Source organism: Gilliamella sp. App2-1 (genome assembly GCF_001690255.1).
In the GTDB taxonomy this organism is placed as follows: Bacteria; Pseudomonadota; Gammaproteobacteria; order Enterobacterales; family Orbaceae; genus Gilliamella; species Gilliamella apicola_G.
Genome location: NZ_LZGR01000026.1, coordinates 12113 through 33530, shown reverse-complemented (window position 1 = coordinate 33530; position 21418 = coordinate 12113). Strand labels below are relative to the sequence as shown.

The 21418-nt window shown below is 34.5% G+C and carries 21 protein-coding genes, 1 tRNA gene and 1 pseudogene; 20 read left to right on the top strand and 3 right to left on the bottom strand.

Features of this window, described 5'->3' with window-relative positions:
• The 16 genes from A9G22_RS11355 to A9G22_RS03890 form a co-directional block, all read left to right on the top strand.
• A partial coding sequence (locus tag A9G22_RS11355; protein WP_176700224.1) for a hypothetical protein occupies nucleotides 1-185 on the top strand: 185 nt, incomplete at its 5' end.
• A 16-nt stretch (nucleotides 186-201) separates the two neighbouring features.
• Nucleotides 202-1017 (top strand): DUF6708 domain-containing protein, encoded by an 816-nt coding sequence (locus A9G22_RS03960; protein ID WP_065586508.1) that lies wholly within the window; start codon nucleotides 202-204, stop codon nucleotides 1015-1017.
• 69 nt (nucleotides 1018-1086) lie between these two features.
• Nucleotides 1087-1338, top strand: coding sequence for a hypothetical protein (locus A9G22_RS03955; RefSeq protein ID WP_065586504.1), 252 nt, complete (start codon nucleotides 1087-1089; stop codon nucleotides 1336-1338).
• A gap of 16 nt (nucleotides 1339-1354) precedes the next feature.
• Entirely contained in the window at nucleotides 1355-2179 is an 825-nt protein-coding gene (locus A9G22_RS03950; RefSeq protein ID WP_075508402.1) for a DUF6708 domain-containing protein, read from the top strand.
• A 112-nt stretch (nucleotides 2180-2291) separates the two neighbouring features.
• Complete coding sequence (locus A9G22_RS03945) at nucleotides 2292-3116, top strand: DUF6708 domain-containing protein (protein WP_065586803.1); 825 nt, start codon at nucleotides 2292-2294, stop codon at nucleotides 3114-3116.
• A 249-nt stretch (nucleotides 3117-3365) separates the two neighbouring features.
• Entirely contained in the window at nucleotides 3366-6575 is a 3210-nt protein-coding gene (recC, locus tag A9G22_RS03940) for an exodeoxyribonuclease V subunit gamma (RefSeq protein WP_075508401.1), read from the top strand.
• Between the two features lie 9 nt (nucleotides 6576-6584).
• Nucleotides 6585-7376, top strand: a complete 792-nt coding sequence (locus tag A9G22_RS03935) for a TatD family hydrolase (RefSeq protein WP_075508400.1) — start codon at nucleotides 6585-6587, stop codon at nucleotides 7374-7376.
• Between the two features lie 50 nt (nucleotides 7377-7426).
• Nucleotides 7427-7549 carry a hypothetical protein gene (locus A9G22_RS11620; RefSeq protein ID WP_255306892.1) on the top strand — a complete coding sequence of 41 codons (123 nt, stop codon included), beginning with the start codon at nucleotides 7427-7429 and terminating at the stop codon, nucleotides 7547-7549.
• 168 nt (nucleotides 7550-7717) lie between these two features.
• Nucleotides 7718-9106 carry a DHA2 family efflux MFS transporter permease subunit gene (locus A9G22_RS03930; protein ID WP_075508399.1) on the top strand — a complete coding sequence of 463 codons (1389 nt, stop codon included), beginning with the start codon at nucleotides 7718-7720 and terminating at the stop codon, nucleotides 9104-9106.
• Nucleotides 9107-9125: 19 nt separating this feature from the next.
• Nucleotides 9126-9758, top strand: a complete 633-nt coding sequence (locus A9G22_RS03925; RefSeq protein WP_075508398.1) for an MBL fold metallo-hydrolase — start codon at nucleotides 9126-9128, stop codon at nucleotides 9756-9758.
• A 154-nt stretch (nucleotides 9759-9912) separates the two neighbouring features.
• The gene (locus A9G22_RS03920; RefSeq protein ID WP_065586798.1) at nucleotides 9913-10500 is read left to right on the top strand and encodes a biotin transporter BioY; all 588 of its coding nucleotides are present in this window, start codon (nucleotides 9913-9915) and stop codon (nucleotides 10498-10500) included.
• The gene (locus tag A9G22_RS03915; protein ID WP_065586797.1) at nucleotides 10484-11059 is read left to right on the top strand and encodes a YiiX/YebB-like N1pC/P60 family cysteine hydrolase; all 576 of its coding nucleotides are present in this window, start codon (nucleotides 10484-10486) and stop codon (nucleotides 11057-11059) included. Before A9G22_RS03920 ends, A9G22_RS03915 begins: the two co-directional genes overlap by 17 nt.
• A gap of 86 nt (nucleotides 11060-11145) precedes the next feature.
• Nucleotides 11146-11221, top strand: a tRNA-Asn gene (locus A9G22_RS03910).
• A gap of 530 nt (nucleotides 11222-11751) precedes the next feature.
• A complete protein-coding gene (locus A9G22_RS03905) occupies nucleotides 11752-12345 on the top strand; it encodes a hypothetical protein (RefSeq protein ID WP_075508397.1) in 594 nt (197 codons plus the stop codon).
• A 522-nt stretch (nucleotides 12346-12867) separates the two neighbouring features.
• On the top strand, nucleotides 12868-13131 hold the full coding sequence (locus A9G22_RS03895) for a biotin/lipoyl-binding protein (RefSeq protein ID WP_176700223.1): 264 nt from the start codon (nucleotides 12868-12870) through the stop codon (nucleotides 13129-13131).
• 392 nt (nucleotides 13132-13523) lie between these two features.
• The gene (locus A9G22_RS03890; RefSeq protein WP_075508395.1) at nucleotides 13524-14003 is read left to right on the top strand and encodes an HlyD family efflux transporter periplasmic adaptor subunit; all 480 of its coding nucleotides are present in this window, start codon (nucleotides 13524-13526) and stop codon (nucleotides 14001-14003) included.
• Nucleotides 14004-14152: 149 nt separating this feature from the next.
• Here the strand turns inward: A9G22_RS03890 and A9G22_RS03885 are convergent, their stop codons facing one another.
• Entirely contained in the window at nucleotides 14153-14632 is a 480-nt protein-coding gene (locus A9G22_RS03885; protein WP_075508394.1) for a GNAT family N-acetyltransferase, read from the bottom strand.
• Nucleotides 14620-14895: a type II toxin-antitoxin system TacA family antitoxin gene (locus A9G22_RS03880; RefSeq protein WP_075508393.1), complete on the bottom strand. Its 276-nt coding sequence runs from the start codon at nucleotides 14893-14895 to the stop codon at nucleotides 14620-14622. The genes A9G22_RS03885 and A9G22_RS03880 overlap by 13 nt, the downstream gene beginning before the upstream one ends.
• Before the next feature lie 542 nt (nucleotides 14896-15437).
• Here A9G22_RS03880 and A9G22_RS03875 point away from each other — a divergent pair.
• The 4 genes and pseudogenes from A9G22_RS03875 (at nucleotide 15438) to A9G22_RS03860 (ending at nucleotide 20136) form a co-directional block, all read left to right on the top strand.
• The gene (locus A9G22_RS03875; RefSeq protein ID WP_075508392.1) at nucleotides 15438-16265 is read left to right on the top strand and encodes a Hachiman antiphage defense system protein HamA; all 828 of its coding nucleotides are present in this window, start codon (nucleotides 15438-15440) and stop codon (nucleotides 16263-16265) included.
• A gap of 2 nt (nucleotides 16266-16267) precedes the next feature.
• Entirely contained in the window at nucleotides 16268-19591 is a 3324-nt protein-coding gene (locus A9G22_RS03870; protein ID WP_075508391.1) for a DEAD/DEAH box helicase, read from the top strand.
• Between the two features lie 93 nt (nucleotides 19592-19684).
• Nucleotides 19685-19936 (top strand): annotated as a pseudogene (locus A9G22_RS03865) (transposase); the annotation flags it as partial.
• A gap of 5 nt (nucleotides 19937-19941) precedes the next feature.
• Nucleotides 19942-20136 carry a hypothetical protein gene (locus A9G22_RS03860; RefSeq protein ID WP_075508390.1) on the top strand — a complete coding sequence of 65 codons (195 nt, stop codon included), beginning with the start codon at nucleotides 19942-19944 and terminating at the stop codon, nucleotides 20134-20136.
• Here A9G22_RS03860 and A9G22_RS03855 read toward each other — a convergent pair.
• A protein-coding gene (locus A9G22_RS03855) for an IS3 family transposase (protein ID WP_442899736.1) occupies nucleotides 20119-21200 on the bottom strand; the annotation gives its coding sequence in 2 pieces (ribosomal slippage) (nucleotides 20119-20954 and nucleotides 20954-21200; 1083 coding nt in all). The two genes, A9G22_RS03860 and A9G22_RS03855, sit on opposite strands and share 18 nt — an antisense overlap.
• Nucleotides 21201-21418: the final 218 nt, after the last annotated feature.

The following is a 21418-nucleotide window of genomic DNA, read 5'->3' as shown; positions in this document are numbered from 1 at the left end:
CGGCTAATCATCTTACTGATAAAACAATAACCAATAGCGACAAGCCAGTTCAAAATGGGCTTATTATCAATAAATGGATCGCCGGCACCATAAGCGCGTTTAATATTGTAAAATATCAAATTATTATTCAATACAATAACCGTGAAGACGTGCCATTAATCGTGACTCAAAACAATAAAATTTAAATTAAGGAGCAGAACAATGCCATCACAATATCAACCCCAAATTTTTGGTTGGATAAGCGATTTAGTAAAAGGCGGTAACTATTTAACGGGTGCGGATCAGCGTCTTCTATATGCCAATGATAACTACTGTGCTTTTATTCGTAAAACAAAATCTGATCAGATTCTTTATTTATGTATGAGTTTTTTTCTCTCAATTTCGGGGATCTTTTTAATTCCATCTTTGATATATTCTATTATAACGTGCAATAGTGATACACTTTTCTATCTTTTAACTTCTGGTTTATTTTGTTACATTATTCTCGAATATTTAATGATTCCTGAATTTTATCAAAATCTTTTTACACGTCGAGGTAGTCCCATTATTTTTAACCGTAAAACGGGTAAAGTGTATATCAATGAAAGCTATTTTTTTAATTTTAAAGTGTTACGTAATCCGCTAACCTTTTTGCACCCTAATAAAAAACGCATAAAAGAATATGACTGGGCCCATTTACAAGGGGTGGTGGTGCATAACTTTTCACGCTCTTCACTCAACACCACCATATTAATGGTGTGCAAACCCCATACCCATAAAACAATCGACCATATATTGCTAGACCCATTACGTGCTGGCATAGGCAGTTATCTGGTTTGGGGTTGGGTCAATAACTTTATGTGCGCGAACAAATTAGCTGGCTTAAACGATGGCAAATACAAATGGGAACAAGAAACCCAATTTAAAGACAACATTATTAAAGGACAAGGCTGGCCAGAATGGATGGTCGAAGCGTTTAATGCCACATCGCAAGCAGAGCTCGCCGAAATTAAACAACGGCATCATGTCAAACAATAAGTTTTAATAGCTCAGGGCGGGGACGGACAAAAAGCCTATTTTGATAAGTATGATCGCAACCGTAATGTCATGACAGGGCTGCCTGAGCCTGATTATAACACTATTGACGAGCCAGACGAATTTACATTAACCACATCGGCTAATCATCTTACTGATAAAACAATAACCAATAGCGACAAGCCAGTTCAAAATGGGCTTATTATCAATAAATGGATCGCCGGCACCATAAGCGCGTTTAATATTGTAAAATATCAAATTATTATTCAATACAATAACCGTGAAGACGTGCCATTAATCGTGACTCAAAACAATAAAATTTAAATTAAGGAGCAGAACAATGCCATCACAATATCAACCCCAAATTTTTGGTTGGATAAGCGATTTAGTAAAAGGCGGTAACTATTTAACGGGTGCGGATCAGCGTCTTCTATATGCCAATGATAACTACTGTGCTTTTATTCGTAAAACAAAATCTGATCAGATTTTTTATTCATTTATACTTATAATTGTTTTAATTCTCTCAATACCCATGATATATTTGGGTTTTTCATTAATTTTAGACTTAAGTCCTATAACAGAGTCAGCTATGCTCATTACAGTGGTAGTCATATTGATTGCCTGCATTGTTGCTATGTATCTTTGTATTCCTGAATTATATCATAACTTATTTACACGCCGAGGAAGCCCCATTATTTTTAACCGCAAAACGGGTAAAGTGTATATCAATGAAAGCTATTTTTTTAATTTTAAAGTGCTACGCAATCCGCTAACCTTTTTGCACCCTAATAAAAAACGCATTAAAGAATATGACTGGGCCCATTTACAAGGGGTGGTGGTGCATAATTTTTCACGATATTCACTCAACACCACCATATTAATGGTGTGCAAACCCCATACCCATAAAACAATCGACCATATATTATTAGACCCATTACGTGGTGGCATAGGTAGTTATTTTGTTTGGGGTTGGGTCAATAACTTTATGTGTGCTAACAAATTAGCAGGTCTAAACGACGGCAAATACAAATGGGAACAAGAAACCCAATTTAAAGACAACATTATTAAAGGACAAGGCTGGCCCGAATGGATGGTTGAAGCGTTTAATGCCACATCGCAAGCAGAGCTCGCCGAAATCAAACAACGACATCATGTCAAACAATAAGTTTTAATAGCTCAGGGCGGGAAAGGATAACGCCGCCTACTTTACAATAACCGTGAAGGCGTGCCATTAATTGTGACTAAAAACAATAAAATTTAAATTAAGGAGCAGAACAATGCCATCACAATATCAACCCCAAATTTTTGGTTGGATAGGCGATTTAGTAAAAGGCGGCAACTCTCTAACCGATGCCGATGATCGCTTGCTCTATGCCAATGATAACTACTGTGCTTTTATTCGTAAAACAAAATCTAGTCAAATTTTTTATTCATTTATGCTTATAATTGTTTTAATTCTTTCAATACCCATTATATATTTGGGTTTTTCATTGATTTTGGATTTAAGTCCTATAACAGAGTCAGCTATATTCATTACAGTGATAGTTACATTGATTGCCTGTATTGTTGCTATGTATCTTTGTATTCCTGAATTATATCATAACTTATTTACACGCCGAGGTAGCCCCATTATTTTTAATCGTAAAACGGGTAAAGTGTATATCAATGAAAGCTATTTTTTTAATTTTAAAGTGTTACGCAATCCACTAACCTTTTTGCACCCCAATAAAAAACGCATTAAAGAATATGACTGGGCAGATTTACAAGGGGTGGTGGTGCATAACTTTTCACGCTACTCACTCAACACCACTATTTTAATGGTGTGCAAACCGAATACCCATAAAACAATCGACCATATCTTGTTAGACCCATTACGTGGTGGCATAGGTAGTTATTTTGTTTGGGGTTGGGTCAATAACTTTATGTGCGCGAACAAATTAGCCGGTTTAAACGATGGCAAATACAAATGGGAACAAGAAACCCAATTTAAAGACAACATTATTAAAGGACAAGGCTGGCCCGAATGGATGGTCGAAGCGTTTAATGCCACATCATTAGAAGCGCTTGCGGAAATCAAACAAAAGTATAATGTTCAACTATAAATTATAATCATGTAATAAGATTAGCGATAAAGAGTAAAAAGTCATTATCCATCACAGTATCGATCATAAATACTAGATTGGATAGGTTATTTAGATAAAGGTAACAAATATATATGATTTGCTCACTAATTTAGTGAAAACTTATTTAATAATAGAAAGGAGTTTCTTATGAAAAGAGCATAACAACTAGATTTATTAATAACGATCAACGATAATCTTAGTCCTCTCTTATCAATAATTAGTGTTATTATGTTTACCATTTATCATTCAAATCAGGTTGATTTACTCAAGACGCTATTGAGTGAATTGATGCGCAGGCAACCATTAGAGGATGTATTTACACCTGATGTAGTCATGGTGCAAAGCCAAGGTATGGCACAATGGTTGCAAATTGCGTTAGCGGATGAACTGGGTATTGTAGCTAATGTTGATTTTCTTTTTCCAACTCAATTTATTTGGCAACTTTATCAAAAATTATTGCCCGATGCCCCCATTGAAAATGGTTATAGTATTGAATCAATGAGTTGGCGTTTGTATTATTTATTGCCCCAAGTTATTGAACAACCTGAGTTTAGCGCACTTAAACATTATCTGGATATTGATAAACAAGATAAAAAACGATATCAGCTTGCAACGCGTATTGCGCGGTTATTTGACCAATACTTAGTTTATCGCCCTGATTGGCTTGCAAAATGGGAAGCCAATCATACTGTTAGCGAATTAAATCATCATTCTGATGAAAGGTGGCAAGCAGAGCTGTGGCGAAAGCTAATATCCATCAGTCAACCTTATCATCGCGCTAATATTTATCAACAAATGCTTGAAATTTTGTTAGATAATCACTTTGATCGTTCACGTTTAGATCCGTTACCTAATCGTATTTTTATTTTTGGTATTACTTCTCTTCCCCCTATTTATCTTTCGATACTATCAGCACTAGGGCAACATATTGATGTCCATTTGATGTTTAACAATCCGTGTAAATGGTATTGGGGAGATATTGTTGAAAAGCAGTTGTCAGATATATTCAATACCCCCGATAAAATCCCCAACCCCCTTTTAACCTCGTGGGGAAAACTAGGCCGTGATAATCTATTCCTGTTACAGGAATTTAATAATAAACAAGATATTGAAGCTTTTGTCGATCAGGGGCGATCTTGTTTATTAAATGCTATTCAGCAAGATATTTTAGATCTGTATCAAAACGATTTTGGTAATGAGCATATTGCAGCAACAGACAAGTCAATTTCGTTTCATGCTTGCCATAGTGAGCAACGTGAAGTTGAAGTATTATATGATTATCTGCTATCAGTTTTTGACGCAGATCCCACCCTAGAATTACGCGATTGCATAGTTATGGTGTCGGATATTGATAAGTATGTGCCTTATATCCGCGCTGTTTTTGGTAATGCTTATGAGAAGCGCTATTTACCTTTTACTATTTCAGATCAAAAAGCACGAAATATCGATCCGATTGTTCAAGGTTTTTTTGCTATTTTAAATTTTCCAAATAGTCGATTTACAGCAGAAGAACTCTTTAATTTGCTTGAGATCCCGGCTGTTTCTGAAAAATTTGCAATTAATCAATCACAGCTAACCTTGTTGAGGACGTGGATTGTTGAGTCAGGCATTCGTTTTGGGCTTGATAGTGCACATAGTTGGTTATTTGGGCTTGAACGGTTATTACTTGGCTATACGATGAGTAGTGAGCATGGGGGGTGGCAACAGATATTACCTTATGATGGTGCAACCGGTTTAGATGCCGAATTAATCGGTCAATTAGCCGAATTTATTAAAGTGGTAAATAAGTGGTTTACTATCTTAAATGAAGAAAAACCGCTCATTGATTGGCAGCCTTGTTGTCTTGAATTAATTAATGATTTTTTTGTCAGCCATTCGCAGCGAGAATCCATTTTATTGATGATAGCACAAGAGTGGCAAGCGTTGGTTAATAGTGGTCTGTCAGCCAATTATATGGAAAATATTTCTATCACGATTTTGCATGATGCCATGCAATCACGCTTAGAACAAAATCATTTAGCACATCGTTTTTTAGTCGGTAAGATAAACTTTTGTACCATGATGCCAATGCGCTCCATTCCCTTTAAAGTTGTTTGTTTATTGGGAATGAATGATGGAGATTATCCAAGAACGTCGCTTCCACTTGACTTTGATTTAATCGCACAGCATCCAAGACGAGGCGATCGCAGTCGTCGCACCGATGATCGTTACCTTTTTTTAGAGGCGATTTTATCTGCGCAAAAACAGCTGTATATCAGTTATATTGGTCGTGAGATGAAAGATAACAGTGAGCGTTATCCCTCTATACTTGTTGATGAACTTTGGGAGTATATCGCCCAATATTATAGTAAGGCTGAAAATAATGCAGACAGTACTGCAAATAGCTTGGATTTTTTACGTGTAAACCATACACGCACCCCGTTTAATCCTCAAAATTTTTTACAAGAACCAAAAAGCTATGCCGATGAGTGGTTACCTGCGGCATTGCAACAAGGTGAAAGCCAATTATTTATTAGTGAAATATCTGTTATTGATATCGATAATATCAATCTCGATGAATTAAAACGATTTTACCAACACTCTATTCGGTTTTTTTTACAAAAACGGTTTAATTTTTATATCAATTATCTAGATGATACCTTACCCGATGCCGAAAATTTTAATCTTGATAGTTTAAAACGTTATCAATTGAACTTGCTGATTTTAAATCAGCTGATCAGCAATGAACCGCAACAATCCGATGATTTTTATCAACGTTTAGCTTTAACGGGTGAATTACCAGATGGTGCTTTTGGTGAAATTATTTATGATAAACAAGTCGAATCATTGCAACCATTAGCGAATAAAATTAACCAAGAACGATTGGTTATGACAACGCAAGAGGTCAATTTAACTATTTTGACCAATGGGCAACATGTCCAATTACAAGGTTGGTTAACCCATGTGCAAGAAAACGGTATATTATCATGGCGTCCTGCCAAACTGTCGATTCGAGATGGTATTTCACTGTGGATTGATCATTTGGTTTATTGTATCTTAAATCCAGATCAAGTTGAAAATCAAAGCCGCCTCTATGGCCGGGAAGATACTGAGTGGCGTTTTTTACACTTACCCCATGATAAAGCAATTGCGATATTAACCACAATAGTGGAGGGTTATTTACACGGTATTAATCAGCCTTTATTATTGCCAGTACAAAGCGCATGGAGTTGGTTAATGGCTGCTTATAATAAAAAAACCGGTGAGATTGTCGCGAGCGATAAAGCTATTAATCAGCTTTTAAATACTTGGCAAGGCGGATTTAACCGATCTGCTGAGTGCGACAGTTATTATACTCGCCTTTACCCTGACTTAACGGACGCATTAATTGAACAAATTACATTTGCTTGCCAGCGGTTTTTATTGCCTATTTTATTACATCAAACAACGGTAGAATAAGGAAGTATTATGTTTATTGATACACATTGTCATTTTGATTTTCCGCCTTTTACCAATTATCTTGCCGATTCAATAGCGAAGATTCGCCAAGCGGATATTGTCGGGTTAATTATACCTGCAGTTAGTGCTAACTATTTTGATACTGTTTTACAACTTACAGATAATTACCATGAACTCTATGCCGCTTTGGGGTTGCATCCTATTTATCAACATACCATGGCTGATTTAGAGCGGTTAACCGATATCGTTAAAACGAAACCTAAAAAATTAATTGCCATTGGAGAGATTGGACTCGATCGCTATGATTTAAGTATTGATTGGCAACAACAGCTATCATTTTTTAGGTCACAATTAGCGCTTGCTAAACAGTTTGATTTACCCGTCTTGATTCATTCACGCAAAGCGCACGATATTATGTACCACGAATTACACCGAGCCAATTTACCTTGTCGTGGTGTAATACATGGATTTTCAGGTAGCTATCAGCAGGCTATGCAATTTGTTAAGCTGGGTTATTATATTGGTGTAGGTGGCGTAATTAGTTATGAACGAGCGAACAAAACTCGCAATACAATTGCTCAATTACCGCTAGAGAGCCTTGTGCTTGAAACTGATGCCCCCGATATGCCATTAAGTGGCCGTCAAGGACAAATAAATCGCCCTGAATATATCGCTGAAGTATTTAAAATTTTAACCCAATTACGCGATGAATCAGCAGATCACATACTGACCACGATTTTAACAAATACTTTAACGCTATTTAGTAGCATTAATAGAATAAAAATCACACAAAACAACTAAAATAACTTTATTATTATAGAATGATTTTATTATACCCATAGCAGGTTTACATGACCAAACAATTTCATCAACTGTTTGTTCGATCGATTACCTCTCTTTTAACAATGCTGTCCGCTATAGTATTTTCGGTTTGGCACAATATTTTTGGTTCATTAATAGCTGGCTATTGGTAATATAAGCCTGTTAAAAATAAGAAAAAAGCCAATAATTAACAAATAATATTGTAAAATAGCATTCATCCACTCTCTTTCTTAATAAAATAGGTAGTAAGAGAGCTTAATTTTCCGAGCTTATATTCAACCGCTCACCTAGCATTTAAATTAATTTCAGGCCAAATTAAAATGAATAGCGAATTACAGTTACCGCCTTTTGTTTATCGAATATTACCATGGATTGCAGCATTTGCATTTTTTATGCAATCGCTTGATACCTCGATATTAAACACTGCGCTTCCCACGATGGCAAAAGATCTTAATGAATCACCCTTAAATATGCAATCGGCAGTGATAAGTTATGCTTTAACCCTAGCATTATTTATTCCAGTCAGTGGCTTTTTATCGGATAAATTTGGCACTAGAAATATTTTTGTGATGGCTGTCTCACTGTTCACACTTGGCTCATTGCTTTGTGCTTTATCTAATTCATTAATTTTTTTAGATATCTCGCGTGTTATTCAAGGTATTGGTGGCTCAATGATGGTACCGATATCACGTTTAGTATTAATTAAATCTTTTAAGCGTAGTGATTTTTTAGCCGCTTTAAATACAGCCACCATTCCCGGTTTAATTGGACCTGTTTTGGGACCGGTATTAGGGGGATATTTAGTTGATATGATAAGTTGGCATTGGGTGTTTTTTATTAATTTACCCATTGGTATTTTAGGTGTGATAATTAGTTGGAAATATATGCCGAATCTAAAGGGTGAACGCATGCCTTTTGATCTGTTTGGCTTTATCTTTATTGTGATTGCCTTTATTAGTGCCACTTTAAGTGTAGAGGTTTTAAACCAAAATCAGACATATTATTTTTCATTGCTACTTGCCGCAATCAGCTTCGTTTTTTTACTTATTTATTATGGGTATGCCAAAAAGAAACCAACACCACTATTTCCCCTATCACTTTTTAAGATCCATACGTTCAAAATAGGCATTATTGGCAATTTAATTTGCCGATTAGGGATATCTGGCGTACCTTTTCTAATTCCCTTGTTATTACAGGTCGGTTTTGGCTACTCGGCTATTTTTGCCGGTGTGATGCTAATGCCAATGGCTATTGCTTCAATTTGTACTCGAATCGTTATTCCTCGTATTTTAGCTCGTTTAGGCTATCGTTTTGTGCTCGTTGCTAATACCATTTTAGCGGGCGTGATGATTATTTTAATGTCTCTACTAAATTTATCGACGCCCCTTATCTTAATCAGTTTATTGCTATTTTGTATCGGTGGTATCAATTCTATACAATATACCGCGATGAATAGCATAACCTTAGCGAACTTAGAAAACGAAAATACAAGTAGTGGCAATAGTTTAATGGCAGTGAATCAACAACTTGCTATTAGTTTTGGTACAGGATTTGGGGCAGTTTTACTGCGATTAATTAGCAACTCAGCTAGTACTATTCATGCATTTCAATTAACATTTGTTATACTCGGTGTGGTTACAGTGCTATCCAGCGTTATTTTTGCGCAACTAAAAAAAGAAGACGGCCAAAATCTAACCAACCATCGTTAAAAAACAAGGAGATAAGTATATGTTTCAGTATCAAATCATCCCCGTTACCGCTTTTCAAGAAAACTGTAGCATTATTTGGTGTGATCAAACCATGGAAGGCGCATTGATTGATCCTGGTGGTGAACCAGAACTACTGAAAAAAGCCGTTGAAAAACTGGGCGTAAATATTAAACAGATTTTATTAACCCATGGACATTTGGATCATGTTGGTGCGGCAACCACATTAGCTCAACATTATAATGTAAAGATTATTGGACCAAGCCAAGAAGATGAATTTTTGCTAACAAATTTACCACAGCAATGCGTACAATTTGGTTTTCCTTATACGGATAGCTTTTTACCTGATCGTTGGCTAAAAGAAGGCGACCAGATTCATGTAGGTAACATTACCCTTGATGTTCTTTTTTGCCCAGGCCATACACCAGGACATATTGTTTTTATTAATCATTTGGATAAACTGGCTTTTGTCGGCGATGTATTATTTAAAGGCAGTATCGGACGAACTGATTTTCCTCGAGGTAACCATACCGATTTAATTTCATCAATTACTAACAAATTATTACCTCTTGGCGATGACTTTATTTTTGTGCCTGGACATGGTCCAATGTCAAGTTTTGGTCACGAACGAATCAGCAATCCATACTTAGTTTAAGCAAAACCTTGTTTTTTTGCTATCACGCTCTTTATCTTAAAGTGGGATAGCAACAACTTCACTTTAATGTAAACTTTTTATATAAAAAACAGTTTACATTAAAGTGCGTTGCGCTATTATAGTTCTACTATTTATGTATCAAAGGTAGAAAATAATGAAGCAACAACTCACTTCGTATTATCCAACATTTATCACGACACTGGTCAATTTATCTTCTTGGCAACGTAAATTATTGGCCACCACCAGCGCAGCATTACTTTTAGGATTAGCCGCTAATATTAGTATTCCGACTTATCCTGTTCCATTTACATTACAATCATTGGCAGTATTGCTAATTGGTGCTTTTTTAGGTCGTAAATTAGGCGCATTAGCAATAATCCAATACCTTTTTTTAGGTGCGATGGGATTACCGCTATTTGCTAATGGCAGTGGTGGAATTATGGCGTTAGCGTCACCATCTTCGGGTTACTTATATGGCTATGTATTTAGTGCCTATTTAGCTGGTTTTGCAGCAGAAAAGGGATATGATCGTCGCTTTATTTTAGGCTTAATTGCATTTGCTTGTGCGCATCAATTGTTATTTGTATTTGGCGTTGTTTATTTAATGGGCTATTTACATATTACGCTTATTGATGCGTTAAAAGTAGGGTATTTTCCATTTGTTGGTATTGATGCACTTAAATTTATTATTGCAACTTGTGTAATGTTTTCGCTATGGCGTTATCGTGCTAAAAATCAATAATATTCAAAGTGGCGATATCATCTTCCAAAGCCTTAACGACGATAATGATTTTAGTGATGCTATAAACCGTTCTGGCGCAGTGCCTAATATGGATGAGATAACAAGAAATATCAATCATGTCGGTTTATATATTGGCAATAATAGCGTCATTGAAGCGACACAAAAATATGGCGTAATTGAACAATCTTTGACTGATTTTGTTGGTGCGGCTAGACGTAATATCATTGGAAGAATCCATGATTTGGCTGTTATTCAAAATGCATTAAAGCGAGCTAAAAATTGCTTAGGATCACCTTACAATCATAGCTTTCATCCCAATGCGGAGGGTTTTTATTGCAGTGAACTGATTACTTATGCCTTTAAAACTAAACAAGGTAGTGATTATTTCGCATTATATCCAATGAATTTTAAGGATGTAACAACAAATCAAATTTTGCCTTATTGGATTGATTATTATCGCGATCTAAAACAGAGCATCCCACAACAAGAGCTCGGTTCGCATCCACAACAATTACTCAGACAAAAACACTTATTCAAGACAATCCTAACACTTGAATGATTATAAAGGAGGCAATTTTAGACAAAAAAGCATTTAACTATTGACATAGTACCATAAAATCTATAATATGCGCGCTACATTTCGGTTCCTCCATAGTTCAGTCGGTAGAACGGCGGACTGTTAATCCGTATGTCACAGGTTCAAGTCCTGTTGGAGGAGCCAACTTCTTATATATTATCTAGTTCCACAATCACCCAATAACGCCCTATTAGCCATTTGTTATCAAGGGATCAATACTTTACCAAATTTTTATCTTGATAATGAGCGCTTTTAATTCACTATTTTTTTTAACTTTTGGGGCTATTTTTTATCAGTTTTTCCTCGTTGTGGGCTGGGTTTCATTGAAAAACCTGCTTTGCCATATTTTTGGTATATTTTAAACCAGTGGTACAAAGTGGATGTCAAACTCCAAAGCAGCATCATTTGTTGGCAAGACTTCATATTCGATAGCATCAGATTCATTATGCATGACTAATTGCTCGTCTGATTGAGGCAGCACAGCTTCATTAACAGAGCAGTGCCTGTTACCATCACTTTAGGTTCCTTTTGACGTTTTGTTGTCGTGATGGTTAAAAGACGGCATTAGCTGTATACCCCCGTTTCTAGCCTTTAATTGAATTTCAACCTTATCATATCATGCCGTAATTCATATTACCGCATGATATAACACTATATATTGTAGAGATATTTAAATGAATAAAAGAGTAATTATCTCTGTTTTTGCGTTATTTACCGTATTAGTTCAAGCTAAAGAAGTAGAGTGGGCGTTAGATGTAAATGATCTGGGTCAGCAGATGGTAACCCTGAAAATCAATAATGAAAATGTGGATTTCAAATTAGATACAGGTTCAACAACAGCTTTAAGTTTACCGCTGAATGTGCTGAATAAATTTGAAGATAAAGTGGAAAAAAAAGATAAGCTAAAATTCACTGATGGACTGGGAAATGTACGCTATACAAAGCAATTTATTTTACATAATTTAACCATTAACAATCTGTTTTATGAACAGTTGGTTGTTGATGAATATCAACCTTGGGGATTTGTTTTAGATATTGAATCGGGTAATAAAATAGCTAATCAACAAAAAGAGATGAATGAAAAACAGATACCTGTTGCTGGTTTAGGGCTACTTATAGATAAAATGGTTACTCGAAATCACAAATTAACCATATCTGATGATTTCACCATTCAATTAGCAAGTGTTTGGTTAGAAGTCCCTTTTTCTACCAGTCCTAAAGGACATTTTTTGCTAAGTGTAACGGATAATGAAAAAATTACACATTAGCACTAGATACAGGTGCTGGCTCTAATATGATAATGTCACAAAGGCTGTCTAAAAAAGCTGAAATAATGAGGCAAGAGGACATTCCTTTTCCATTTACAGTACTCGCATTCGTCGATATTCCAAATGATAAAAATTACTTCGGAGTATTTGATGAAATAACCAATGAAATGCCATTTGATGGGGTGTTAGGTTATGATTTTTTTATAATCATATAATTAAAATCGATTTTAGATATAAAAAAATATGGGTAAAACTTCTACCTGAAGATCCAGAAAATAGTTGATGTTGCTATTTGAAGATTTACCTTATTTTTTTACATTACAACTATCAATTTAGACACCGACGTTTAGCTGATATGTAAATAGCTAAACAATTTTAATGTATTAGAGATTAGCCTAATAATATGAATCAAATAAATCTCTCTTTAGAAAAGACTGTGTAGAAAACAATAAAGTGACACTTGTCGACCAAATAATGCTAATTAGTCCGTATAGCATAAATCTAATAAATGACTTTTTTCTAATGATATTTATTACAATAATTTTTCTTTTTATTTTTTTTGATTATTCAAGAAAAATCCATGTAAGTGGTGCTTTATTGCCAATTGATGGAGTTGTTACTTTTTTATCCTCAGAGCCTAACATTGTTGATCAGATTCTAGTAAGAGAAAATCAAACTGTTAAAATAGGGCAACCTTTATTTGTTCTAAGAAATTTAAAATATATTTCCACTTATGATGCAGTGCAAAAATTTCTGCTTAATAAAAAAGATAGCCTAATACTTTAGAACAAAATCTTCCTAGAACAGATTAATGTCAAAAAAATATCAATACAACAAACAAAGACAAATATTGAAGAAGAAAAAATTATTTTACAATCTCAAAAAGCAGTACAAACAGAACGGGTCGGAATTGCTGATGAAATATCACAAAAGTACAGAAAGCTCTTTAATCCCGATGCTGTATCAGTAATTGACTATAGTAACCGACAATCAGAATCACTTGATCAAAAGTCAATATTATTTGATCTAGAACAAAAATTGGCATCTATAAATCGCAAAAGTTATGATGTAGAAGCTGAATTACTTCAAATACCACTCCAAGAAAAAATAGATCCATTCTTGAACAAGAAATAAATTCAATTGAAGAAAAACTTATTGAAAATGATGGACAAAAATTGATGACTATCGTAGCACCTAAAGGTGGAATAATCAGTACTATTATGGTTTCAAAAGGACAAAGCATTGGTTATGATGTCATTATAGCAACGTTGTTCTCTGAAGATCCTACACTTGAAGCTAACTTATTTATTCCATCTAGTGCTATTGGTTTTATTAAAGTAGGCTTACCTGTATCAATTCGATACGATGCATTTCCCTATCAAAAATTTGGCCAGCAAAAAGGAATAATCAATAAAATTTCAAGCAATACGTTATATTTAAATAAGTTAAAGTCGTTAAGTATCTATTCTCAACAATTTAATAATGAAAAAGCTGCCTATTATCGAGTTAAAGTTAAATTAGATAACCAAAATATTTTAGCATATGGTAAAAATTACCATTTTAAAAGTGGAGATGTCTTTAGAATTAGATATTATGTTAGAAAAAAGGAAATTGAAAAGGTTTTAGACATAAAAAAACCTGCTAGAAGCAGGTCTTAGAATTTGGTGATTGGTGCCCGAACGCGGAATCGAAGATGTGGATTGAAGTCTTGTGGTTACTGGATTTGAAAAATTTAGATGAAAAATGTACCCGTGTTTGTATCCCTAAATTGAGCTGCTTTAAAAATGTACCATTAAGCTCAATTTTATTACCATAAAGAGATTAGCATTGTTCTTTCCTGAATCCCAGAAGCAACAAATCCAAATTTAATATAAAATGCATTGGCTTCATCTGTTAAGCTATGTACCAATAGTGCTCTAGAACCAACTTGTTTAGAGACTTCTTTCGAGCGTAATATAGCATCTTTTAATAATGCCGCACCTAATCCTTTTGCTTTGTAATTTTTATCAATAGCTAAACGGCCTAAGATAATAACCGGAATAGGATCGGGCATATTGCGCTTAAATCTACTCAATGTTAGTTGTCGATGTTGGATACTTCCAGTTGATAAACAATAAAAGCCGATTACTTTGTTATTGTCACAAATCACAAATGTACGGGAAGCACCACTTTTTTGATTTTTTAAGGATTTTTTCTTCAACCATTCATTCAAAGACAACTCTTCACAATCAAATGACGTATCATCATGATCTTCATTCAATAAATGTGGTGCTGCTAATTTTCCCATGGTGACTTCCGGGACAATAAAGCCTGAATTTTTTCATTACTATCAAAAGAGGCTTCTATTGCATGATTGAAGGCATTTATCTGTTCATCGTCGATTAAAAAAAGACGCTGATCAAGCAAAACCTCTTCAGCTTTTGAGCAGGCCGCTTCTAAAATAAAATCAGTGCGTGATTTAGATAGTAAATGCGCTGCAATATCAATCAATTCTTTTTGAGATGCCTTAGCTCTAATATTAATAGGCGATTCTTTGGTTTCAGTTCTCATTTTAATTGCCGTTTTTTAATTTAATATGAAAGTACTGTAGTATATATTGTATATCAAATTGCTATACAAGTGAAGTGGTGTTTAAATATCCAAGAAATAAATAGCATAAACGTCATTGAATATAAATTATTAAAATAGGCTGGGGTATTTTCTAGGTTAGTTGTGTACTGAGTTTGGGGTATTTACATTTCGATAAGCTAAAAAAATAATTCCTAATTTAGTCTACTATTCCTTACGTGGCATGACCTTATATTTTGGGTACTAAAAAGTGTGGACATGTCAGATTTAGGGCATGGGGATGGGTGAGGACAATATATTAGGTGTATGGAAAAACATAACCAGTAACAGCGTAACTACTCATATTTGACTTGCTAACTTAAGTGCATGGAATATAATTGAGTTTAGGGGCAGATTAGTACAAAAAGCGGACACTTTCTCTATAAGATAGCTTATAAAAATCGCATTATTCTTACAAGGCAATTTTATGATCTTAATGAGATGGCTGAATTAGAAAGCATAACTTGCAAACATACGGATAAATTATGAGTGCTAAACAATTAACTGCTCAAAGTAAGCTGATAGGAGAACATCCTAAGTCAGGTTTATTTTTTGATTGGTTTGAGTGTGAGGATACACCTGCAACAGCAAGGAAAAAGCATAGAAAGCTTACAAATAAAGGGATAAAAAGCGCTACTTTAGTTGATTATTTGTCTCAATGGATAATTAAGCATCATGCATCTGAGGCTCGTATGGCTAGGATTGAAAGGAAAAAGCAAATCTTAGATAAGCATGGTTTCGCTAGATATATGGAAGGAAAAGTTCCTTTTCCTATTAAATCTGCAACTACTCAGAAAGGTAACTTAGGTGAAATAATCCTTGCAGAGTATCTCTCTGAGACATCAGGTTTAGAAATCCTAGTATACAAATTGAGGTACAACCCGAATGTAGAACAATCTATGAAAGGGGACGATTTATTACTTTTTGAAAAGCAGAATATTCAAAATAGAGTAATAATGGGAGAAGCAAAGTTCAGAGAGACTAAAAATAAAAAAGCTCTGGATGATATCGTTGAATCGTTATCAAATAAGAATTTACCCATATCTTTAACTTTTGTTAGCGATAGATTGGCAGAAATAGGTAACGTTGCTTTAGCGGACGAAATTGATGATTTGATCACAAACCTTCATACCAAAAAAACTCCAGTCACTTATGTTGGCTTTTATCACAGTGAACCTTCTGCATATACGACTATCGAGAAACATCTAGATTCTGATAATAATAATCTTGTCATTGTATCTTATGGTGAAGATAACCCCACTCAGCTTGTTAAGAACAGCTTTGACAAAGCAATAAAAATGGTGATGAAGTAGACATGGATATTATAAAAGCTCTGAAGTTATTTAATACACTTGAAAATGATGAATTTGCTCAAAATTTAATTGCACAATCTAACGCGAAAAATATTCTTTTGACAGTCAAAGAGGATAAAGCTAACTTTCCAAATTTTACCGAAAAGCTAACCGAGAGAGTTAATAGTATTGCTTTTGCATACTTATCTATTGCATGTGCAATAACAGAGAAAAATACAGATAATGAAGTTGCTTTACAAGCTTTTGAGAAAGCAGGCGACATTATTTATTATACTCATGCTCCTTTATCTGAAGCTAATAATCAAAGTAGCTTTTACTTGGTTGTTAGTAGCTTGTCTTTTTATCTAGCCTCTCAATATTCAAAATCATTTATAGCTATCAAAAATGTTAGAACTGAATCATCATTAATACATCTAATTAGCAATTTTTTGAGTAAAGACTTTCAGTCACTCATCCATGAAATTAATAGAGTTCAGTTTGGTATTGAATATGATAAGGTTTGTGATGACGAGTTAGAACAGAATAATAAAAATTATACAGTTATTTTGTCTAAATCTCTCAATCTGGTATTGGAATATATTTATTCAGGCAAAGAAGAGTACCTTAGTCTGGGACGAGAATTTTTATCTGATTTGAAAGAGTTGGCTTCTATAGACGATGAACCAGCCGTTTGGTGGTTATCAAGGTTGTTAATAATATTACTGGATGTATTTAATCAATACTCATTTTGGAGTGTGCTACCTAAATTAATTGAGAGTGATATTACGGAAGATTATGTGGTTCAATTAGCATTAAGAACGCCCCCAATTACAGAGTTGTTCTATGCTCAATATAATGCATTACAGGAAATGCAAGATAAAAGAAATATCGTACTCAGTCTACCAACAAGTAGTGGAAAAACAAGAATAGCAGAGATCGCTATTTTGGAAACGTTCATTGCTAACCCCTTGTCTAAAGTACTATATCTTGCTCCGTTTCGTTCATTATCTTATGAAGTAGAAGAATCAATGGAAAAAACGCTATCTCCATTAGGTTTTTCTTCTACGTTACTATATGGTGGGGGACAGTTTAGTAAGCTAGATAAAAAACTGTTCGAAAACTCAAGTTTGATTATTGCAACCCCTGAAAAAGCTAAGGCAATAATTAGAGCAGATGAAGAACTCGCCAATAAAATTAGTTTACTGATTATCGATGAAGGACATCTGCTTGGGGTAGAAGAAAGATTAATTAAAATCGAATTATTTATTGAAGAACTAAAGCATCATATCAATAAAAATAATGGTAAGATCATGCTTCTTTCCGCTGTTCTACCCAATACAAGTGATATTGCTCAATGGATAGCTGAAGATAGTAACAGTGTTTTTAAAACTGATAAAACAGTTGCAGACAAAAGATTTGGAATAATTAAGTGGACGCGTGATCAAAATATAACCATAGAATGGATTGGTAAACCAAACTCATTTAACAGAAACTTTGTCGAGAAATTCTTACCACCCCGTGCAAGAACTAAATATTTCCCCAATGACAAAAATGATGGCATTGCTGCTACAGCATTAAAACTATCACAATTTGGGACTGTTTTGATGTTTATTGCGCAAGCTAGATATATTGTCTTTTCAGCTAAGAGGGTGTTAAAAGCAATGGGGAGCTCCCCTAAATTACACAATTATAAAAATAAAGAAATATTTGAATTATTTAGACTTGCTTGTGATGAGGCTGGTGTGAGTGAAATATATGCATTGGCTCAATATGGAATTCTATGTCATTTTGGAAAATTGCCTAATGATGTGCGAATTTTGATTGAGCAATTAATGCGCTTAGAAAATGTGAAGGTTATTGTTTCGACCTCAAGCCTAGGTCAAGGAGTTAATATAGGTATATCAACAGTGATTTTTGCTGACGTATTTATAAACCATCAAGACGAAACTAAAATCAACTCAAAAGACTTTTGGAATATTGCTGGTCGAGCAGGAAGAGCCTTTACAGATATAGAAGGTAAAGTATTGTACTGTATTGATGAAACTGGTAGGAATAGTAAAAGAGATCTTGATTTTTGTCATGAATACTTTGATGTATCGAAAATGGAACGTGCAGAGAGTGGATTGTTAGCATTAATAAGAAAGCTCAAAAGGATTGCCAAAGAATGTAACGTTAACTTTGATTTGTTATTGCAGTTGGTTGCTAATAACGATTTTTCTTTATTACAAAATAGGGACAATAGCTATTCAGAATACTTTAAGAAAGTATTCGATTGGTTAGACGATACTTTATTAGCATTAAATTACAAGAATGGTTCAAACAACCAAGATGATCCCTCTGCTTGGATTGATAACGCATTCAAGCGTTCACTTGCTTATATTCAGGCTAAACAAAACGAAGATATTTCTCAAGAGGAGATTATAAGTTTTCTTAAAAACAGAAATAAAGCGGTTATTAGCATGGCTGGAGATTATGTAAATTGGGAAAGTATCATTAGGTCTGGTATTCCATTAAGTTCATCTAAAGCACTAGATGGTTACGTTGAACCAATAAAAGCAATCATAAGAGCTTTTAAAGAGTCAGAAGGTTCTGTTACTGACTTATCTGAATTCTCAAAAAACATCGAAAAGCTAATTCAACAACTCCCAACTGTTACTTTTAAGCATAATTATGAAGAAAAAGAACTAGATGAGGTTCGAGTGAAATGGTTTAGTGCAAAACCGTTATCAGAAATAGCTATTCACAAGAATGGTCAAAATATATGTGTTTCTTATTTCTCTATGACATTACCTTGGGCAATTAATGCAATTACAAGAAAATTTTTAGATTTAAAACTAGATGAAGACTCAGAGTATCTAGAAAAATTAGCTCTTTATTGTGAAATAGGTGTTCCTAATATGGATTCAGTGAAAATCTATTTGGCGGGATTAAAATCAAGAGTAGCATCATTTGACCTTTCTAAGGTACTTGATATAAAACAAATCAGTTTAAATAAAAAAAAGTTAATCACACTACTAAAAAATAATTCTCAACAGATTAAATTGTACTGTAATGAAAATACAAACCAGTGGGTAAGGTTGTTTTCTAGCGAACAGATCAATAAAAATGAAGATAAATTAACTCAAATTAGTAATTTTGCTTTAAATAAAACAGATATTGAAAGCCATCTGCTAAATGTTCGCAGTTTCAACAATTCTCTATATTTATGCAATTCGGATATGACTGAAAAAATACCAATAATCTCTAGTGACGAATTTCCTCTTGAATCTATCGCTAATAATCCTAAAGTCTATTTTGAAAAGGAAGACTCTTACTGGATTATGAGAATCAGATGTAGTAGGAACTAACACAAGTTAGGAGTGAGGTTGTAACTACCCCTAAAATAGTACAGCAAAAAAGTAGAAAATTCTCTATGATAAAAGTAAAAGGGGGATTTAATTATGAAAAAAATGACTGAACATCAGATTGTATCTATTTTAAAAGAAGCTGAAGCCGGTATTCCTGTCAAGGAGCTCTGTCGTAAATATGGCATGGGTAATTCAACTTTCTATAAATGGCGGGAAAAATATGGCGGCATGGAAACTTCGGACATCAAACGCTTAAAGGAGCTGGAGGCTGAAAACCGTAAGCTTAAACAGATGTTTGCCGAACTGAGCTTAAAATCCCAGCTTCAGGAAGAAATCATAAAAAAGCTTTAGTGCCCACAAAGGCACGTAAAACGTGGGCACAGCAACTACAACAAAATCATTCAGTTACTATTGCTATGAGTTGTGCCATTGTTGGCTTAAGCCGTTGTGCTTACTATTATCAACCTAAGTTACTGGATGATTCGGTTGTAAATACCCCAAACTTAGTACAAGATTCAAGTAGAAAATCATGCTGTTTGTTTTAGTGTTTTATACTCAATCGGCGTCATGTTATTTAATGCCTCATGCGGTCTTTCGGTGTTATAAATCGTTAACCATTCTTCGGTTATTCTCCTTGCTTGTGCTAAGTTGTTAAAAAGATATAAATCGAGTACTTCAGTACGATAGGTGCGATTAAATCGTTCAATATAGCCATTTTGATAAGGGCTACCGGGCTGGATATAATCAATGGCTATATCATGTGATTTAGCCCAGTTTATAAAGGTTTTTCCTGTAAATTCTGGTCCATTATCGACGCGTATTTTTAATGGATAGCCATGATATTCAGCCAGTTTATCTAAGTAACGGGTAACTCTCACTGCCGGTAAGCTTACTGCAATATCAATACCTAACGCCTCACGATTAAAGTCATCAATGACATTGAATGTCCTAAAGCGACGTTGATTACAGCTACTATCACTCATAAAATCCATTGACCAACATTCACCTTGTTTATTAGGAACCAATAGCCTTTCTGGGCTTCGTGGAGGAATACGTTTTTTACGCTTTACCCTGAGATTAAGCTTTAATTCACAATACACCCGATATACCCGTTTATGATTCCATTTATAGCCGAGCTTTCTGATACGATTAAAGCATTTAGGAAAGCCCCAGCGTAAATGCCGGTCTGTGATAGCATTCAATACCGAAACAATCACCGAATCATCCTGTAACTTAGGTTGATAATAGTCAGCACAACGACTTAAGCCAACAATGGCACAACTCATAGCAATAGTAACCAAATGATTTTGTTGTAGTTGCTGTGCCCACGTTTTACGTGCCCCAGTTGGCACTAAAGCTTTTTTATGATTTCTTCCTGAAGCTGGGATTTTAAGCTCAGTTCGGCAAACATCTGCTTAAGCTTACGGTTTTCAGCCTCCAGCTCTTTTAAGCGTTTGATATCTGACGTTTCCATTCCGCCGTATTTTTCTCGCCATTTATAGAAAGTTGAATTCCCCATGCCATATTTACGGCAGAGTTCCTTGACAGGAATACCTGCTTCAGCTTCTTTTAAAATAGCGACGATTTGATGTTCAGTCATTTTTTTCATAATTAAATCCTCTTTACTTGTATCATAGAGAATTTTCTACTTTTTGCTGTACTATTTTAGGGGATAGTTACATTCTGATTCTAATTGAATGCTTTTATTAATGATATTACCGTTTAACATGTTAATCGAATCTTGGTCCCCGATTTTATATAATCCGGTTATATCATTTTTATCACTAATATCTAATATTAATATTAAATTTTTATTTTCAAATAAAC

What these genes read in the sequence shown, in the direction of transcription:
- recC (WP_075508401.1), top strand. Translation starts at nt 3,366, where the DNA reads ATGTTTACCATTTATCATTCAAATCAGGTTGATTTACTCAAGACGCTA.
- A9G22_RS03920 (WP_065586798.1), top strand. Translation starts at nt 9,913, where the DNA reads ATGAAGCAACAACTCACTTCGTATTATCCAACATTTATCACGACACTG.
- A9G22_RS03895 (WP_176700223.1), top strand. Translation starts at nt 12,868, where the DNA reads ATGATATTTATTACAATAATTTTTCTTTTTATTTTTTTTGATTATTCA.
- A9G22_RS03960 (WP_065586508.1), top strand. Translation starts at nt 202, where the DNA reads ATGCCATCACAATATCAACCCCAAATTTTTGGTTGGATAAGCGATTTA.
- A9G22_RS03930 (WP_075508399.1), top strand. Translation starts at nt 7,718, where the DNA reads ATGAATAGCGAATTACAGTTACCGCCTTTTGTTTATCGAATATTACCA.
- A9G22_RS03880 (WP_075508393.1), bottom strand. Translation starts at nt 14,895, where the DNA reads ATGAGAACTGAAACCAAAGAATCGCCTATTAATATTAGAGCTAAGGCA.
- A9G22_RS03935 (WP_075508400.1), top strand. Translation starts at nt 6,585, where the DNA reads ATGTTTATTGATACACATTGTCATTTTGATTTTCCGCCTTTTACCAAT.
- A9G22_RS03950 (WP_075508402.1), top strand. Translation starts at nt 1,355, where the DNA reads ATGCCATCACAATATCAACCCCAAATTTTTGGTTGGATAAGCGATTTA.
- A9G22_RS03885 (WP_075508394.1), bottom strand. Translation starts at nt 14,632, where the DNA reads ATGGGAAAATTAGCAGCACCACATTTATTGAATGAAGATCATGATGAT.
- A9G22_RS03905 (WP_075508397.1), top strand. Translation starts at nt 11,752, where the DNA reads ATGAATAAAAGAGTAATTATCTCTGTTTTTGCGTTATTTACCGTATTA.
- A9G22_RS11620 (WP_255306892.1), top strand. Translation starts at nt 7,427, where the DNA reads ATGACCAAACAATTTCATCAACTGTTTGTTCGATCGATTACCTCTCTT.
- A9G22_RS03945 (WP_065586803.1), top strand. Translation starts at nt 2,292, where the DNA reads ATGCCATCACAATATCAACCCCAAATTTTTGGTTGGATAGGCGATTTA.
- A9G22_RS03875 (WP_075508392.1), top strand. Translation starts at nt 15,438, where the DNA reads ATGAGTGCTAAACAATTAACTGCTCAAAGTAAGCTGATAGGAGAACAT.
- A9G22_RS03955 (WP_065586504.1), top strand. Translation starts at nt 1,087, where the DNA reads ATGACAGGGCTGCCTGAGCCTGATTATAACACTATTGACGAGCCAGAC.
- A9G22_RS03890 (WP_075508395.1), top strand. Translation starts at nt 13,524, where the DNA reads ATGACTATCGTAGCACCTAAAGGTGGAATAATCAGTACTATTATGGTT.
- A9G22_RS03870 (WP_075508391.1), top strand. Translation starts at nt 16,268, where the DNA reads ATGGATATTATAAAAGCTCTGAAGTTATTTAATACACTTGAAAATGAT.
- A9G22_RS03925 (WP_075508398.1), top strand. Translation starts at nt 9,126, where the DNA reads ATGTTTCAGTATCAAATCATCCCCGTTACCGCTTTTCAAGAAAACTGT.